Origin of the sequence: Amycolatopsis australiensis, assembly GCF_900119165.1 — a bacterium.
GTDB classification, from domain to species: domain Bacteria; phylum Actinomycetota; class Actinomycetes; order Mycobacteriales; family Pseudonocardiaceae; genus Amycolatopsis; species Amycolatopsis australiensis.
The window spans coordinates 6,802,743-6,818,727 of record NZ_FPJG01000006.1; the positions used below are offsets into that span (position 1 = coordinate 6,802,743).

General features: G+C 72.5%; 17 protein-coding genes and 1 pseudogene. 11 read left to right on the forward strand and 7 right to left on the reverse strand.

The window, feature by feature from the left end; genetic code table 11:
• Positions 1 to 61: 61 nt before the first annotated feature.
• On the forward strand, positions 62 to 478 hold the full coding sequence (locus BT341_RS33120) for a hypothetical protein (RefSeq protein WP_072479990.1): 417 nt from the start codon (positions 62 to 64) through the stop codon (positions 476 to 478).
• 47 nt (positions 479 to 525) lie between these two features.
• A complete protein-coding gene (locus BT341_RS33125) occupies positions 526 to 924 on the forward strand; it encodes a hypothetical protein (RefSeq protein WP_245805200.1) in 399 nt (132 codons plus the stop codon).
• On the opposite strand, the gene BT341_RS33130 is transcribed toward BT341_RS33125, so the two are convergent.
• Complete coding sequence (locus tag BT341_RS33130; RefSeq protein WP_072479992.1) at positions 879 to 1,316, reverse strand: L,D-transpeptidase; 438 nt, start codon at positions 1,314 to 1,316, stop codon at positions 879 to 881. The two genes, BT341_RS33125 and BT341_RS33130, sit on opposite strands and share 46 nt — an antisense overlap.
• Before the next feature lie 69 nt (positions 1,317 to 1,385).
• Entirely contained in the window at positions 1,386 to 2,291 is a 906-nt protein-coding gene (locus BT341_RS33135; protein ID WP_072479993.1) for a hypothetical protein, read from the reverse strand.
• A 125-nt stretch (positions 2,292 to 2,416) separates the two neighbouring features.
• Between BT341_RS33135 and BT341_RS33140 the strand changes: the two genes are divergently transcribed.
• Positions 2,417 to 2,719, forward strand: coding sequence for a hypothetical protein (locus tag BT341_RS33140; protein ID WP_072479994.1), 303 nt, complete (start codon positions 2,417 to 2,419; stop codon positions 2,717 to 2,719).
• Position 2,720: 1 nt separating this feature from the next.
• On the opposite strand, the gene BT341_RS33145 is transcribed toward BT341_RS33140, so the two are convergent.
• Positions 2,721 to 3,167, reverse strand: coding sequence for a nuclear transport factor 2 family protein (locus tag BT341_RS33145; RefSeq protein ID WP_072479995.1), 447 nt, complete (start codon positions 3,165 to 3,167; stop codon positions 2,721 to 2,723).
• Between the two features lie 106 nt (positions 3,168 to 3,273).
• Between BT341_RS33145 and BT341_RS33150 the strand changes: the two genes are divergently transcribed.
• Positions 3,274 to 4,140 (forward strand): LysR family transcriptional regulator, encoded by an 867-nt coding sequence (locus BT341_RS33150; RefSeq protein WP_072479996.1) that lies wholly within the window; start codon positions 3,274 to 3,276, stop codon positions 4,138 to 4,140.
• Positions 4,141 to 4,160: 20 nt separating this feature from the next.
• On the opposite strand, the gene BT341_RS33155 is transcribed toward BT341_RS33150, so the two are convergent.
• A complete protein-coding gene (locus tag BT341_RS33155; protein WP_072479997.1) occupies positions 4,161 to 4,544 on the reverse strand; it encodes an STAS domain-containing protein in 384 nt (127 codons plus the stop codon).
• Between the two features lie 321 nt (positions 4,545 to 4,865).
• Between BT341_RS33155 and msrA the strand changes: the two genes are divergently transcribed.
• From msrA to BT341_RS33175, 4 genes and pseudogenes are all read left to right on the forward strand, one after another.
• On the forward strand, positions 4,866 to 5,381 hold the full coding sequence (gene msrA, locus BT341_RS33160) for a peptide-methionine (S)-S-oxide reductase MsrA (protein ID WP_072479998.1): 516 nt from the start codon (positions 4,866 to 4,868) through the stop codon (positions 5,379 to 5,381).
• Between the two features lie 319 nt (positions 5,382 to 5,700).
• Positions 5,701 to 7,980 (forward strand): M4 family metallopeptidase, encoded by a 2,280-nt coding sequence (locus BT341_RS33165; protein WP_143168729.1) that lies wholly within the window; start codon positions 5,701 to 5,703, stop codon positions 7,978 to 7,980.
• Between the two features lie 129 nt (positions 7,981 to 8,109).
• Positions 8,110 to 9,082: pseudogene (locus BT341_RS33170) on the forward strand (ATP-binding cassette domain-containing protein).
• The gene (locus BT341_RS33175; protein WP_072480000.1) at positions 9,079 to 9,882 is read left to right on the forward strand and encodes an ABC transporter permease; all 804 of its coding nucleotides are present in this window, start codon (positions 9,079 to 9,081) and stop codon (positions 9,880 to 9,882) included. Before BT341_RS33170 ends, BT341_RS33175 begins: the two are co-directional and overlap by 4 nt.
• Positions 9,883 to 9,903: 21 nt before the next feature.
• On the opposite strand, the gene BT341_RS33180 is transcribed toward BT341_RS33175, so the two are convergent.
• Both BT341_RS33180 and BT341_RS33185 read right to left on the reverse strand, forming a co-directional pair.
• Complete coding sequence (locus tag BT341_RS33180) at positions 9,904 to 10,320, reverse strand: nitroreductase/quinone reductase family protein (protein WP_072480001.1); 417 nt, start codon at positions 10,318 to 10,320, stop codon at positions 9,904 to 9,906.
• Positions 10,321 to 10,322: 2 nt separating this feature from the next.
• Complete coding sequence (locus tag BT341_RS33185) at positions 10,323 to 10,865, reverse strand: DUF6069 family protein (RefSeq protein WP_072480002.1); 543 nt, start codon at positions 10,863 to 10,865, stop codon at positions 10,323 to 10,325.
• Positions 10,866 to 10,969: 104 nt separating this feature from the next.
• Between BT341_RS33185 and BT341_RS33190 the strand changes: the two genes are divergently transcribed.
• The 3 genes from BT341_RS33190 (at position 10,970) to BT341_RS33200 (ending at position 15,052) form a co-directional block, all read left to right on the forward strand.
• Positions 10,970 to 11,929, forward strand: coding sequence for an SDR family NAD(P)-dependent oxidoreductase (locus tag BT341_RS33190; RefSeq protein WP_072480003.1), 960 nt, complete (start codon positions 10,970 to 10,972; stop codon positions 11,927 to 11,929).
• Positions 11,930 to 11,973: 44 nt separating this feature from the next.
• Complete coding sequence (locus BT341_RS33195; RefSeq protein WP_245805201.1) at positions 11,974 to 13,647, forward strand: serine/threonine-protein kinase; 1,674 nt, start codon at positions 11,974 to 11,976, stop codon at positions 13,645 to 13,647.
• A 235-nt stretch (positions 13,648 to 13,882) separates the two neighbouring features.
• Positions 13,883 to 15,052 (forward strand): glycosyltransferase, encoded by a 1,170-nt coding sequence (locus BT341_RS33200; protein ID WP_072480004.1) that lies wholly within the window; start codon positions 13,883 to 13,885, stop codon positions 15,050 to 15,052.
• Here the strand turns inward: BT341_RS33200 and BT341_RS33205 are convergent.
• Positions 15,039 to 15,803, reverse strand: coding sequence for an SIR2 family NAD-dependent protein deacylase (locus BT341_RS33205; protein ID WP_072480005.1), 765 nt, complete (start codon positions 15,801 to 15,803; stop codon positions 15,039 to 15,041). The two genes, BT341_RS33200 and BT341_RS33205, sit on opposite strands and share 14 nt — an antisense overlap.
• Positions 15,804 to 15,985: the final 182 nt, after the last annotated feature.

Here is a 15,985-nt window from a genome sequence, read left to right on the forward strand (position 1 = left end):
GATCGGTGATCGGCACCCGCGCGGCGGTACCGCCGCCCGCGTGATCGACTATCGTTCCCCCATGACGCTGGACATCACCGGCGGACCCCCTTTCTCCGCCGTGGCAAGGAAAACCTGGACGCGCCGGTACACCGACGGCGCGGTTGTCTTCGGGCGCTCGGCGCGGCCACCGGAACGCGCGCCGCGGGTCTGGAGCGGCCGCGGCCTCGGCCTGCCGGAGTCCGAGCTGCCCGAGTTCGCCGCGCAGCTCAAACGCGTCATGAAGCACGAGGCGTACTGGCGGGCCCGGGGCGACGCCCGGCAGCGCTGGTCACCAGGCCGCTACGACGACGAAGACGGCTTCGTCTACTTCGCGGGCCCCTGCACGCAGCGTGACCCGTGGCCCGGGTACCGGCCCACGAGCGAGTTCACGGTCGCGCTGCCCCACGTGCGCGGCTTGCGGATCCGGGTGGCCGCGCACCTGGCCGCCTTCCGGTGACCCGCGGGGTCCGCCGAGCCGTCCGTGCCGGAGCCGTCGCCGCGGTCGTGAGCGGGCTTCCGTCCACCACGCACGCGCTGCTCACCGGCCGGGACGTCCTCGCGGCGACCCGCGCGGCCGGCACCCTGCTCCCGGGCCGGCGCGACCGGCCCGGCGTCGCCGCCGGGCTGGTCGCGCACGTCGTCGTCTCCGCCGCCTGGACCGCGGTGCTCGCCGCCACCGGACGCCGGGGCGCCGGCCGCGGCGCGGTGGCCGGGCTGGCGATCGCGGCACTGGACCTCGGCATCGCGCACCGGGCCTACCCGGCCGTGCGAGCCCTGCCCCGGCTGCCGCAGCTCCTCGACCACCTGGTCTTCGGCGCCGTCACCGGCGCGTTGCTCGACCGTCCATACCGGACGGATCAGGGCACGACCTCGACGACGTCACCGGGCTGCAGCGTGTTGTAGAACGTCACCGCCGCCGCGTGCGAAAGGTGCACGCACCCGTGGGACCTGGCCTTCAGGCTGCCCTGGTGGAAGGCGACCCCCGTGTCGGTGAAGAACACCGAGTACGGCATCGGCCCGTTGTACTGCTTGCTGTAGTGGTCGATGTCCTTGTACTGCACGTGGAACGTGCCCAGCGGGGTCGGGTACTTCGGCAGCCCCACGGTGATCGGGACACCGCCGTAGGTGACGTTCCCGGCGCCGTCGGTCAGCCACGCGGTATTCGAACTGCGCTGGACGCAGGCCTTCGCTTCGGCACTGCACGGCGTGGATGCCGCTTCGGCCGTTCCCGCGAACGCCACGGTCCCCGCCATCGCGGCGACCCCGCCCAGTAGCGCGATCATCCTCCGGTTCATCGTGTGCCTCCCGTGTTCGTTCGGCTACACGGGAAGAGTGCCCCGGTTTTCCGATCTCCAACCGGCGATTCAGTCCCGGGGCCGGGACAGGCCGAGAAACTCGTTCTGCTCGCGGTCGTAGCGCCGCGTCAGCCCGTTGCCGTAGCGGTCCCACCAGTTCTGCGTGTGCCCGCCCTGCGTGGTGGTCGTCCCGCCGTAGATCTGCCGGTCGTATTCGAGGCGCGCGTCGCGGAACTCCTGCTGGAACTGCTCCGGGGTCAGGCTTCGCGCGTGCTGGATCGCCGCGTCGGACAAGGTGCGCGAGCTGCGGACGATGTCGTCGCCCGCCATGTGGTTGAGGATCGCGCGGACGCCGCCCGCCCCGCGCATGTGGGCGCCGGACATGATCGCGGCCTGGGTGCCGGGATCGGTGAAGTTGAGCGCGCCCGCCGTGCGCGCGTTCGCGGTCATCAGGTCGGCGACGACGGCGCGTTCTTCCGGGCTGCCGATGCCGTACTGCTCGCGCGCGGCCATGATCCGGTCGTAGCCGTTGTGCATGTTCCGCCGGAAGCCGTAGGCCTCGGGCACCCCGCCCTGCTCCCCCGTCGCGCCTTCGGAGCGCATGATCGAGTCGACGACCCGCGGGTCGAGCTGCTGCGGCGCCGCGGCCGCCGCACCACCACCCTCGTTCCGGCCGCCGCCGTAGGCCTGCGCGACGTCGGCGTCGGCGGCGTTGTAACCGTTCGCCGCCGTCCGGACGTTCTGGTTGACGTTGGTGATGAGGCCGAGGAACTTCTGGAGCGCACTGGCCAGCGTCGAGTGCAACGCCGCGTTCGCGGCGGCGACCCCGCTGCCGATGCCGGCGAACGACAACGCGTCCAGCACCAGGCCCTCCAGGTCGCGGGTCACCGACAGGAAGGACGATCCGACCTCATCGACCGCCTTGACGACCGTCCCCATCTCCGCGGTTTCGGCGTGGTAGGCCCCGGCACCCATGGTTCGCTCCCTCCGGACACGGCGTTGCCCGCCCGAGAATTCCGCACCGGGCCGCGGCGCCCCACGGCCGAATTACCCACTGCGGTACCGGCGGGACTGCCCACCGGAGGCGCTATGGTCGAGCCATGAGCGAACGCGACGACCCGGGCGTGGTCGAGGGCGAGATCGTCGACGAGACCCCCGCGGCGGCGCTCGCGGTGCCTTCGCCGCCGCTGCCCGACCCGGACTACAGCGAGGGCGGAGTGCCCAGCTTCGACTTCGTCCGCGACAAGATCGAGAACCGCTACACGACGTCGCTCGGCGCGGTCGACGTGGCCGGGCTCGGCACCGACAACACGGCCGAAGCCCTGGACAAGAAGATCGCCGACCGCGACCAGGCGGCCAAGGACCGGCTCGCCGAGATCCGCCGCTCGCTGCGCGGCGAGTAGCTCAGCCGAAGATGGCCGCCGGATCGCCGGTGTACCAGGCGTTTTCGATCACCACGCGGCGCATCACCCAGCGGTCGCCGTCGCGGACCAGGCTGACGTCGTAGCGGTTCTTCAGCAGCGCGTGCGTGCCGTGGTCGGCGCTCAGCAGGTGCTGGGCTTCGACCATGGCCGTCAAGTGCGCGGTGTCGCCGTCGACCGTGACGCGCGGGTTGGTCACCTGGTGCGTGGTGTCGACGCGGCCGGAGAAGGACGCGAGAATCGTGTCAACGATCGAGTCCCGGCCGGTCATCAACGGCGGTTCGGCACCCCAGCGCGCGGCCGCCGGCCGGAAGTCCAGCTCGGCGTCGGCGGCGAAGGACGACGCGAACAGCTCGCGGTCCTTGAGGTCCTGGCCGAGGCCGAAGCGGTACAGCGCGTCGATGATTTCCACGCGGTCGTGCAGGTCCATCGTCCGTCCTTTCCGGTGAGCTGCCCCCAGCCTCGCGACGCCCGCGAAGCCGGTCAACGCGCTTCTGCGCCACGATCGTTAAGCTGGAATTGACGATCGGGGTGCCATGGCGGAATCACGCGAGATCGAGACGTTCCTGGTGCTGGCCGAGGAGCTGCACTTCGGCCACTCGGCGCAGCGGCTGCGCGTCTCGACCGCCCAGGTCAGCCAGACCATCCGGAAGCTGGAACGGCGGATCGGCGTGCCGCTGTTCACCCGGACCAGCCGCCGGGTCGAGCTGACGCCGGTCGGGCGGCAGCTCCTCGCCGGCCTCGGGCCGGCCTGGTCGGCGGTCGAATCGGCGCTGGCGAAGGCGGTCCAGGCGGGCCGCGGGGTGACCGGGACGCTGCGCGTCGCGTTCGGTGACGCCGCGGGCGCGCAGCTGCTGGCCGGGGTCGCCGAGCTGTTCCGGCGGCGGCTGCCCGGGTGCGAGGTCGAGTTCCGGGAGGTCCGGCCGGCGGAGGTCCTGCCCTGGCTGCGCGAAGACGAGGTCGACGTCGTGCTCGCCGGGCTCCCGCTCGACGGTCCCGGCCTGGTGACCGGCCCGGTGCTGGTGCGGGAACGGCGGTTTCTCGCCGTCGCGGCCGATCACCCGTTCGCCCGGCGGGACGCCGTGCCGGTCGCGGAGCTGGCGCGGGCGACGGTGCTGCGGTGCGCGCTGCCGGACCCGTGGTTCGACGAGCACGCGCCGGCCGCGGCGGTGCGGCCGCGAGCCGGGCTGCAGGAGCTGCTCACCCTGGCGGGCGCGGGCGCCGGCGTGCTGCCGGTGGGGGCGCACGTCCGCCGCTACTACCCGCGGCCGGACGTCGCGTACGTCCCGCTCGCCGACGCGCCCCTGCTCGAGTGGGGTCTCGTGTGGCGCGCGGGCGCCGGGACAGCGCGGGTGCGCGCCTTCGCCGAGGCCGCCGCGGACCTGGTCCGCGAACCGGCCTGACCCCCGTCACGGCCGGCACGTCACACCGGCAGCCAGCGCATCTCCACCGGCTGGTAGGCGGCGATGGCCGCCAGGCGGCTCGGGAACACCGGGACACGCCCGGCGAGACCCGTCAGCCGCACCGCCCGCTCGACCACCGTCCCCGGCGTGGCGATCAGGCAGCCCGCGATCCCGCGGCCGCGGCAGCCCTCCATCACCTCGAACAGCCCGCGGGCGCCGCGGACCGACAGGAACTCCAGTGACGCCAGGTCGACGACCAGCAGGTGCGGGTCCGGCAGCTCGCAGATGGCGGCTTCGATCAGGGTCGTCCACCGCAGCACCGTGCCGATGTCCAGCTCGCCGCGGACCTCCACGACCAGCACGCCCCTGGACCGCGCCGAGACGGCTTCTTCTTGGTCGCGCATGGCGCGCCTCCCCGGGGGCCGATCGGGGACGGCCCCGGCTCATCGTCCCACCCGCACCCGGCCGCGGCCGCGCGAGACGGCGAAAACCCCCGTTGCCCCCAAGGGAAGGCGCGCAGACGGCCCAGTCGCGGCGGCCGTCCGGCTCAGCGTCCACTATGGACGCTCAACTCCCGGGCCCTCGCGGAATTATCACCGTTATCAAACCGACGATAACCCTGATGCCGCGTGACGTCACACCTCCGTAAGGTCCCCGTGGAATCATCGGTACCCGGCGGAAGTTGTACCGGGCGGAAGCACCGCACGAGGAGAAGGAGTGACGCCGTGACCACGTCAACCGAGAGGGCCGTCCTGGCCGGCGGCTGCTTCTGGGGCATGCAGGAGCTGTTCCGCCGTCAGCCCGGGGTGATCTCGACCCGGGTCGGTTACAGCGGCGGCGACGTCCCGAACGCGACCTACCGCAACCACGGCACGCACGCCGAGGCCATCGAGGTCATCTTCGACCCGGCGCGGACGACGTTCCGCGACCTGCTCGAGTTCTTCTTCCAGGTCCACGACCCGACGACGAAGAACCGCCAGGGCAACGACATCGGCACCAGTTACCGCTCGGCGATCTTCTACACCAGCGACGAGCAGAAGCGGGTCGCCGAGGACACGATCGCCGACGTCGACGCGTCCGGGCTGTGGCCGGGCAAGGTCGTCACCGAGGTCAGCCCCGCCGGCGACTTCTGGGAGGCCGAGCCGGAGCACCAGGACTACCTGCAGCGCATCCCGAACGGGTACACCTGCCACTTCGTGCGCCCGGGCTGGAAGCTCCCGAAGCGCGAGAAGACCGCCTGACCCCCACGCAGCCCTGAAGGCCCCTTCGCCGTTCTCCGGCGAAGGGGCCTTCGTCGTTTCGGACGCGGGAAGATCACCCGAACGGCGGTGATCGCGGTCCAGTCCTGAGTGGACGGCGGACCCGCGCCATCCCAAACGCGAGCTATGTCTTTTTCGCGACTTATTGCGTCCGGTAGATAAGACCGTACGTTAGTCGCTTGTTCACGAGGCTTCGGCGCCGGATCCTGATTTCCGCCAAGCAGCACCGTTTTTCCCCGTCCCCCGTTCTCGGCCCGGCCTGCACCCGGGCCGGTTCGCCCTGCCCGGAGGAGATCCTTCGATGCATCTGAGACGACCACTCGTCTTGGCCGCGAGCGGCGCGCTGATCGCCGCGATGTGCACGACCACGACCGCCCAAGCCCAGCCCACCGCCACTCCCGGCGCCGTCGCGGACGCCCAGACTCTCGCCGTCAACGCGGCCGCCGGTCTCGTGGCCGGCAGGCCGTCCGCGCTGCACGCCAGCGCGGACGACGTCTTCGTGGCGCAGAAAGCGATTTCCGCCACCAACGGCCTCAAGTACGTCCCCTACGAGCGCAGCTACAAGGGCCTGCCGGTGGTGGGTGGCGACTTCGTCGTCGCGACCGACTCGACGGGGCACGTGCTCGGCACCTCCGTGGCGCAGGACCAGACCATCAACGTCGCCACGACCGGCGCGAAGGTGACGAAGGCGGCCGCCGAGGCGACCGCGCGGCAGCAACTGTCCGCCGTGGAAAGCGTGAGCCCGGCCCAGCAGGTCGTGTTCGCGCTCGGCACGCCGACGCTGGCGTGGAAGAGCACCGTCGTCGGCCGCGACGCCGAAGGCCCGAGCCGGCTCGACGTCGTCGTCGACGCCGCCACCGGCAAGGTGCTCCACACGCAGGAGCACGTCCTGCACGGTGACGGCACCTCCGCGTGGAACGGCCCGAACCCGGTGCACCTCGACACGACGCACTCGGGCAGCACGTACACGCTGAAGGACCCCACCATCACCAACACGTCCTGCCAGGACGCGGCCACCAACACCACGTTCAGCGGCCCGGACGACCTGTGGGGCAACGGCAACGCCACCAGCCGGGAGACCGGCTGCGTCGACGCGCTCTTCGCCGCCCAGACCGAGAACAAGATGCTCTCGCAGTGGCTGGGCCGCAACGGCTTCGACGGCAACGGCGGCGGCTGGCCGATCCGCGTCGGGCTCAACGACCAGAACGCCTACTACGACGGCACGCAGGTCCAGATCGGCAAGAACACGCAGGGCCAGTGGATCGGCTCGATCGACGTCGTCGCGCACGAGCACGGTCACGGCATCGACGACCACACCCCGGGCGGCATCTCCGGCAACGGCACGCAGGAGTTCGTCGCGGACGTCTTCGGCGCCTCGACCGAGTGGTTCGCGAACGAGCCCGCCCCGTACGACACGCCGGACTTCCTCGTCGGCGAGCAGATCAACCTGGTCGGCAACGGCCCGATCCGCAACATGTACAACCCGTCGGCGCTGGGCGACAAGAACTGCTACGACAGCTCGATCCCGACCACCGAGGTGCACGCGGCCGCCGGCCCCGGCAACCACTGGTTCTACCTGCTGGCCGAAGGCACCAACCCGACCAACGGGCAGCCGACCAGCCCCACCTGCAACAACTCGTCGATCACCGGCCTCGGCGTCCAGAACGCGGTGAAGATCTTCTACAACGCGATGCTGCTCAAGACCAGCGGCGCGTCGTACCTGAAGTACCGCACCTGGACGCTGACCGCGGCGAAGAACCTGTTCCCGGGCAGCTGCACCGAGTTCAACACCGTCAAGGCGGCGTGGGACGCCATCAGCGTGCCCGCCCAGTCGGGCGACCCGACGTGCTCGGCGACCGGCACGGTCACCGTCTCGAACCCGGGCAACCAGTCGACCACGACGGGCGCTTCGGTGAACCTGCCGCTGTCGGCCAGCGGCGGCACCGCGCCGTACACCTGGTCGGCCACCGGCCTGCCCGCCGGCCTGTCGATCAACGCCTCCACCGGCACGATCTCGGGCACCGCGACCACCGCGGGGACCTCGAACGTGACGGTGACGGCGAAGGACGCGGCCGGCAAGACCGGCTCGGCGTCGTTCACCTGGACCGTCGGCACCACCGGCGGCTGCTCCGGCCAGAAGATCGTCAACGGCGGCTTCGAGTCGGGTGCCGCCAGCTGGACCGGCGACACCGGCACCATCGGCCAGTGGGCGTCCTCGGGTGAGGCGGCGCACGGCGGCACGTACAGCGCGTACCTCGACGGCTACGGCTCGACGCACACCGAGGCCGTCGCGCAGTCGGTGAGCATCCCGGCGGGCTGCCACGCCAGCCTGACGTTCTACCTGCACATCGACACCGCCGAAACGACCACCACCACCGCCTACGACAAGCTGACCGTCTCCAACGGCAGCGCGACGCTGGGCAGCTACTCCAACCTGAACAGCAACACCGGGTACGCGCTCAAGACCATCGACGTCTCGTCGGCGGCCGGCGGCACCCTGGCGCTGAAGTTCAGCGGCACCGAAGACAGCTCGCTGCAGACCTCGTTCGTCATCGACGACGTGGCCGTCACCCTGAGCTGAGCCTGAACCACCGAAGCGGGGAGACCGGGTGACCGGTCTCCCCGCTGCCGTGTTTCCTCAGGGAGAAACCCGGAGGACAAAGCGGACAGCGTCGCCTAGCTTGGCGGTGTCACCGAGAGGGGAACCGCCATGCCGGAACCGGACAGCGCCGTCCAGGTGCGCGGGCTCGTGAAGACCTACGGCTCGACCCGCGCGCTCGACGGTGTCGACCTCGACATCCCGGCCGGGCGCGTGCTCGGCCTCCTGGGCCCGAACGGCGCCGGGAAGACCACCACCGTCCGCATCCTGACCACCCTGCTGCGGCCGGACTCGGGTGAGGCGCGCGTCGCCGGGTTCGACGTCCTCGCCGAACCCGACCAGGTGCGCCGCCGGATCGGGCTGTCCGGCCAGTACGCGGCCGTCGACGAGAACCTCACCGGCTTCGAGAACCTGTACATGGTCGGGCGGCTCTACGGCAGGCGGAAGGCGGCGGCCCGCTCGCGGGCCCGCGAGCTGCTGGCGCGGTTCCGCCTGGAGGAGGCCGCCGACCGGCCGGCCAAGGGCTACTCGGGCGGCATGCGGCGGCGGCTCGACCTGGCCGGCGCGCTGGGTCGCCGAGCCGGCCGTCGTCGTGCTCGACGAGCCGACCACCGGCCTCGACCCCGGCGGGCGCCTCGACACCTGGGGCGTCATCAAGGAGCTGGTCGCCGACGGCACCACCGTGCTGCTGACCACCCAGTACCTGGAAGAGGCCGACCAGCTGGCCGACTCGATCGTGGTGATCGACCACGGCCGGGTGATCGCCCGCGGCACGGCGGACGAGCTCAAGGCGCAGACCGGCGGCGAACGGCTGGAGCTGGTCGTGGCGTCGGCCGCGGACCTGCCCGCCACCCTCGCGGTCCTGCGCGAGGTCGGCGCGGGCGAGCCGTCCGGCGACGACCACACGCGGCGCGCGGAGATCATCGTCGACACCGGCCCGAAGGCGCTCATCGAGGCCCTGCGCCGGCTCGACGCCCAGGGCATCGGCGTCCAGGACGTCGCCCTGCACCGGCCGACGCTGGACGACGTGTTCCTGTCCCTGACCGGCCACGGCGCCGGGTCCGCCGAGGAGGCCGCGAAGTGAACGCGCTGGCGAAGGGCATTTCCGACGGCGGGGTCGTCACGTGGCGCAACCTGATGAACGTCCGCCGCAACCCCGACTGGCTGATGGCCGCGACGCTGCAGCCGATCATGTTCGTGCTGCTGTTCGCCTACGTCTTCGGCAACGCGATCGGCGGCGAAGCGGGCGGCGCGGCGTACCGCGAGTTCCTGATCGCCGGGATCTTCGCCCAGACGGTGGCGTTCAACTCGGCGTTCACCGTCATCGGCTTCGCCAACGACCTGCAGAAGGGCATCATCGACCGGTTCCGCTCGCTGCCGATGTCGCGCCTGGCGGTGGTCTTCGGCCGGACGACGTCGGACCTGGTGGTCAGCGTGGTCGCGCTGGTCGTGATGTCGGCGTGCGGGCTGATCGTCGGCTGGCGCATCCGCGGCAGCCTCGGCGACGCGCTGCTGGGCTACCTGGTGATGCTGATGTTCGCGTGGGCGCTGTCGTGGGTGGGCGCGCTGATCGGGCTCGCCGCGCGCAGCGTCGAGGTGGCGCAGAGCCTCGGGCTGATCTGGATGTTCCCGCTGAGCTTCATCTCCTCGGCGTTCGTCCCGACGCAGACGCTGCCGCCGTTCCTGCGGGCGATCGCGGACTGGAACCCGTTCACGGCGGTGATCAACGCGACGCGGGAGCTGTTCGGCAACCGGTTCGGGGCGCCACCGACGGGCTGGCCGGCCGAGCACGCAGCCCTGTACTCGATCGTGTGCTGCGTGGTGATCATCGCGGTGTTCGCCCCGCTGGCGACTGCGCGCTACCGCCGGGTGGCGAGCAAGTAGGACCGTCCGAAGAGGACGCCTTCAGTCCTCTTCGGACAGTTCGACGATCGGGATGACCCGCTTGGCCTGCCGGGCCTTCGCCGCGTGGTCGGCCAGGAACGGGTAGTGCTTCTCCAGCTCCGTCCAGGTCCGCACGTAGTCCGCGCCCAGCAGGGGCAGGGCCTCGGCCGCGAACTCGCGGCCGTCCAGCTCCACCGTCACCCGCGGGTCGTCCACCAGGTTCAGGTACCAGTCCGGGTGCCGCGGCGCGCCGATGTTCGACGCCACCACCAGCAGCCGGTCGCCGTCGCGGTGGAACATCATCGGCACCGTTCTCGGCTCGCCCGACCGCCGTCCCGTCGTGGTCAGCAGCACCAGCCGGTCCCGGTGCATCCCGTCGACCTCGCCGCCCGCCCGGAACTGCTCGATCACGCGGCGGTTCGTCTCCCGGACGTCCATGGTCAGCTGTCGTAGTACCGGGTCGGCGGGGGCTCCTGCTGCGTCCACTGCCGGGTCGGCGGCGGTGCGGCCTTCTGCTGGCTGCGGCGCCGGTGCAGCGTCCGCGCGCTGGCCGCCATGCTGTTCACGACCGCGGCGATGACGAGCCCGATGACGAGGTTGATCACGGCCGTCGCGATCTTGGCGCTCGGCGCGACCGTGAGCGTCAGCGGCAGCACCACCGCGATCAGCGTCACCAGCACCATGATCCAGCCGAAGAACTGGGCCGGCGCCGGCGTGGCGACGCTGAGCAGGTGCATCAGCCCAGTGGCGAGCAGGGCCACCGCGGCGGCGACCAGGGCGTACGTCGTGGTGCTCGCGTTCCCCCACACGCCCTCGCCTTTTGGGGCCAGCACTTCGACCTCGAAGATCCCGCGCGCGATCAGCAGCCCGACCACCGCGAGCAGGGCCGCGACCACCGCCGTCGCCACGCCGCCCGCCCACAGCCGGCGCGCGTCGATCCCCGGGCGGACGTCCTGGGGCTGGTTCCCGTAGTAGTCGGACATCAGAGCCTTCCTAGGTCGGCTGCGCCTCTCGTGGTCGATTGTCCCCTCTTTCGGCCTCGTCCGCGATTTGCGCTGGAGCGCACTCCAGTTCGTAGCGTCGGGGCATGACCACCGCACAGCACAAGATCGGCTCGGGCTTCGGCGCCACCACCACGGCCGCCGAAGCCGTCGCAGGCATCGACCTGACCGGCAAGCTCGCCCTCGTCACCGGCGGGTACTCCGGGATCGGCCTGGAAACCACCCGCGCGCTGACCGGCGCCGGTGCCCACGTCGTCGTCCCGGCCCGCCGCCGCCAGGCCGCCGAGGAAGCACTGGACGGCATCGGCGGCGTCGAGGTCGGCGAGCTGGACCTGGGCGACCTCGACAGCGTCCGCGCGTTCGCGGAGCGGTTCCTGGCCACCGGACGCCGGATCGACCTCCTCATCGCCAACGCGGGCGTCATGGCGTGCCCGGAGACCCGCGTCGGACCGGGCTGGGAGGCCCAGTTCGCCACCAACCACCTCGGCCACTTCGCGCTGGTCAACCGCCTCTGGCCGGCGGTCGCCGACGGCGCGCGGGTCGTCTCGCTGTCTTCTCGCGGCCACCACTACTCGCCGATCCGCTGGGACGACGTCCAGTTCACCCGCGGCTACGACAAGTGGGCGGCCTACGGGCAGGCCAAGACGGCCAACGTCCTGTTCGCCGTCCGGCTCGACGAGCTCGGCGCCGCGCGCGGCGTCCACGCGTTCGCGCTGCACCCGGGCGGCATCATGACGCCGCTGCAGCGGCACCTGCCGCGGGAGGAGATGATCGAGCGCGGCTGGATCGACGAAGCGGGCAACGTCCTGATGCGGTTCAAGACGCCGGAGCAGGGCGCCGCGACGACCGTGTGGGCGGCGACGTCACCGCAGCTGGACGGACTGGGCGGGCTGTACCTGGAGGACTGCGACGTCGCCGAGCTGTCCCCCGAGGACGCCGGAGGTCTCGCCGCTTCGGGCGTCCGCCGGTACGCCGTGGACCGCGACGAGGCGCGGCGGCTCTGGACGCTCTCGGCGGAGCTCACCGGGGTGGCCGCGTTCGCGTGATCATCTGACGTTTGCCGCCGCCGGCGCCCGGGTACATTGCGGCCGTGGCCGACGACGCCGGCAGAACGGGGAACGCGCCGATGAGCGACGCGGACGACCGCACCTGCGCTCGTTTCGCTCTCGGCGAGTTCTCCGTGCCACCGCGTTCGCTGCCCGACGAGCGGCCGCCCGGCCTGCTGGCCGGGAGGTACGAGGTCGGCAGGCTGATCGGCAGCGGCGGCACGGCCCGCGTGTACCGGGCCTACGACCTGCGGCTCGCGCGCGAGGTCGCGGTGAAGATCTACGACCGGGACGCGGTGGCGCTCGACCAGCGGCGGCGGCTGCGCGAGATGACCATCCAGGGCAGCATCGCCCATCCGGGTGTGGTGGCGCTGCTCGACAGCGGCACCGAGCACGGCCGCACGTACCTGGTGATGCAGCTGGTCGAGGGCGAGAACCTGGCGGAGCGGCTGCTCGGCGGCCCGATGCCGGCGGCCGAGGTGATCACGCTGGCCGACGGGCTGGCCGAAGCGCTGGCGCACGTGCACGCGCTGCGCGTGGTGCACCGCGACCTCAAGCCGGCCAACGTGTTCCTGTCCGCGGACGGCCCGCTGATCGGCGACTTCGGCATCGCGCACGCACTGGACACGACGCACATCACGGGCACGGGCGTGGTCCCGGGCACGGCGGCGTACCTGGCCCCGGAGCAGGTGGGCGGCGAGCCGGCGGGCCCACCGGCGGACGTCTACGCGCTGGGACTGATCCTGCTGGAGTGCGTGACGGGCCGGCGCGAATACCTGGGCACGATGGTCGAGGCGGCGATGGCGCGGCTGACGAGGCCACCCCGGATCCCGGAGGGGCTGCCGCCATCGCTGGCGTACACGCTGCACCGGATGACGCAACGGGAGCCGTCGGCCCGCCCGACGGCGACGGAGGTGCGGCAGCTGCTGCACGCACCGGCACCGAGTACGCCCCGGTGGACCAGCGCGACAGCCTCGGGCGAGCACGACTTGCTGGGCGCGGTGCGCGACGCCGGCTGGACCGGCACCGCCGCCAATCCCGGCCACCACGACCGGCCTGGCACCACGGCGAGCGACCTCGGCGAGATCGGCACCGGCCAGCCGGGCCACCACCAACGGCTCTGGGCCACCGAGAGCGACTCCAGCTGGACCGGCACCGCCCAACCCGGCCACCACGACCGCCCCGGCACCACCGCGAGCGACCTAGGCGCCATCGGCATCGGCGCACGCGCCTCCGGAGAGCCCGGCCGCATCGGCGCGGCCGCCGGCCGCCGCCGGACCGGCGACCACCCCGGCTCCGGCACCACAGGCCGCGGCTTCGACCGGACCGCCGGCGACACCCGCGAACCCCATCGAATTCTCGGCGTCCTCGGCCTGTCACCCGCGAGCGATCCGGCGCACCGGCGCCGGTTCACGACGGCCGCCGGATTGACCGCTGCCGCCGTGGTCGCCGTCTCCGCGATGCTGCTCTCCGCGCAGGAACCCGGCACCACTCCCGCTCAGCCGCCGGTGGCGAACTCGCCCGTGCCGACGTCCTCGCCGGCCTCGTCCGCGCCGCTCGCCGAGTCCGGCACGCCGGCTCCTGGCTCGACCGAGTCCGCCTCTCTCGAACCGGCCGCCGTCACCAGCAGAACGCAGGCGCCGCCGGCTTCGAAGCCCGGCAAGCCGCCGAAAACCCCGCCGCCGGGCAAGGGCAAAGGCAAAGGCCACGACTCGTGAGACGCGGGACCTCCGGCGGCCCGATCGGCCCCGCTGCGGAAAACCGCTCCGGACCAGCCCGGAATCGTTTCGCCGAATACGGACTCGAAGCGAAACCGACCGGCAGCCGAACCGGCGAAACGGCGCTGACGCCGTAATCCCCACTTCAACATACAGCCGTCCCCAGGGCTTGCGGCAAGCCCCCGGCGCGGGTCCACAATCCGGGCTCGTCTTTTTCCGTCGAGGGGATTCCGTCATGCGTGTGCTGCTGTCCACGATCGGTTCGCGGGGTGAGGTCCAGCCGGTCCTGGCGCTGGCTTCGGAGCTGCGGGCGCTGGGGCAGGACGTCCGCCTGTGCGTGCCGCCGGACTTCCGGGACCGGCTCGAGGGCCTCGGGTTCGACGTCGTGCCCATCGGGCCCGCGCTGCGCCGGACCACGCTCGAACAGGTCCGCAAGTCCGCCGGGGACACCGTCGCCACCCAGTTCGAGACGATCACGGTGGCCGCCGAGGGCTGTGACGTCCTGGTCGCCGCCGGGGCCCTGCAGTTCGCCGCCCGCTCGATCGCCGAACGGATGGGCGCCGCCTACGTCTACGCCGCTTTCTGCCCGATCACGTTGCCGTCGGAGCGGCACGCGCCGCCGCCGATGCCGTGGCGGTCGCCCGGCGAGACGGACAACTTGGCCCTCTGGCGCGAAGACGCGCAGCGCTGGAACACGATGTTCGGCGGGCGGGTCGACGCGTTCCGGGCGGCGGCCGGCCAGGAGCCCGTCGACGACCTGCCGGGCCACGTCTTCACCGACCGGCCGTGGCTCGCCGCCGATGCGGCGCTGGCGCCGTGGCCGGGCGACCCCCGGGTCGTCCAGACGGGCGCGTGGATCTGGCCGGACGAGCGGCCGCTGCCGGACGAGCTGCGGGAGTTCCTCGACGCGGGCGAGCCGCCGGTGTACTTCGGGTTCGGCAGCATGCACGCGCCGGCCGAAGTCGCCGGAATCGCGCTCGAGGCGGCGCGGGCGCACGGCCGCCGGGCCGTCGTCGCCCGCGGGTGGGCCGGCCTCGCCGTGGTGGACGCGCCCGGCTGCCTCGGCATCGGCGAGGTCAACCAGCAGGCGCTGTTCCGGCGGGTGGCGGCGGTCGTCCACCACGGCGGCGCGGGCACGACGACGACGGCGGCCCGCGCGGGCGCGCCCCAGGTGGTCGTGCCGCAGATGTACGACCAGCACTACTTCGCCGGCCGCGTCACCGCGTTGGGGCTGGGCGCGGCCACCGAGCCGGGCGTGCCGACGGTCGCGGCGCTGACGGAAGCCCTGGACACCGCCCTGCGGTCCCACGCGGCGGCGCGGGAGTTCGCGGGCCGGGTGCGCGGGGACGGCACGAGCGTCGCCGCCCGCCACCTGCTGGAGACGGTCCCGCTCACGTCGGCCTGAGGCGGGTCCCGGTCACGGCGGCGCAGAGTTCGGGGACGACGGTTTCGATGTCGTCGCGCAGCACGAACGCGGCGATCGCGTCGTAGGGCGTCGGGTCGCGGTTGACGACCACGAGCGTCGCCCCGGCCCGCGCGGCCACCGCGCACAGCGACGCGGCCGGCTCGACCTGCAGCGAGCTGCCGACGGCCAGGAAGACCTCGCTCGCCGCCGCCACCCGCCGCGCCCGGCCGAGGACGTCGCCGTCCAGCAACTGTCCGAAAAGGACGATGTCGGGCTGGAGGATCCCGGCGCAGGCGGGGCAGGCGGGGTCGTCGTCGCCACGCTCGACCCGGGCGAGGACTTCGGAGGTCGGGAACCGCGCGGGGCAGCCGGCGCACCGCGTGGTGCGCAGGGTGCCGTGCAGTTCGAGGACCTTGCGCGCGGCGAGCCCGGCCCGCTGGTGCAGGCCGTCGACGTTCTGCGTGAGCACGCGGACGGCGGCGCCCTGCCGGTCCAGGTCCGCCAGGGCGCGGTGCGCCGCGTTCGGCTGGGCCTGCCACACGGCATGCCCGAGCCAGCCCCGCCAGAACTTCCGCCGCACGGCGGCGTCGGCCATGAAGTTCTCGACGGTGAAGGCGGTCATGGCCCCGGGATCGCGGGTCCAGACGCCATCGGGCCCGCGGTAGTCGGGAACGCCGGAAGCGGTGGAGATCCCGGCCCCGGTCAGCGCGGCGACGAGCCGCGCGCCGCGGAGCCGGTCGGTGAGGTTCACAGGCGGCAGGTTAGCGACGGCGACCGGCCGGACGACCGGATCTGTACCCGCCACGGCGCGGTGATGTGAGCCTTGGCTCGGCTCTCGCCGGCCGGCTGAGGAGCACCTCGACGAGGAGGCCCGGTCGAGGCAGGACACGGCCATGCGCAGGCGAACTGTTTTCGGCCAGGGACGAAGCGGGC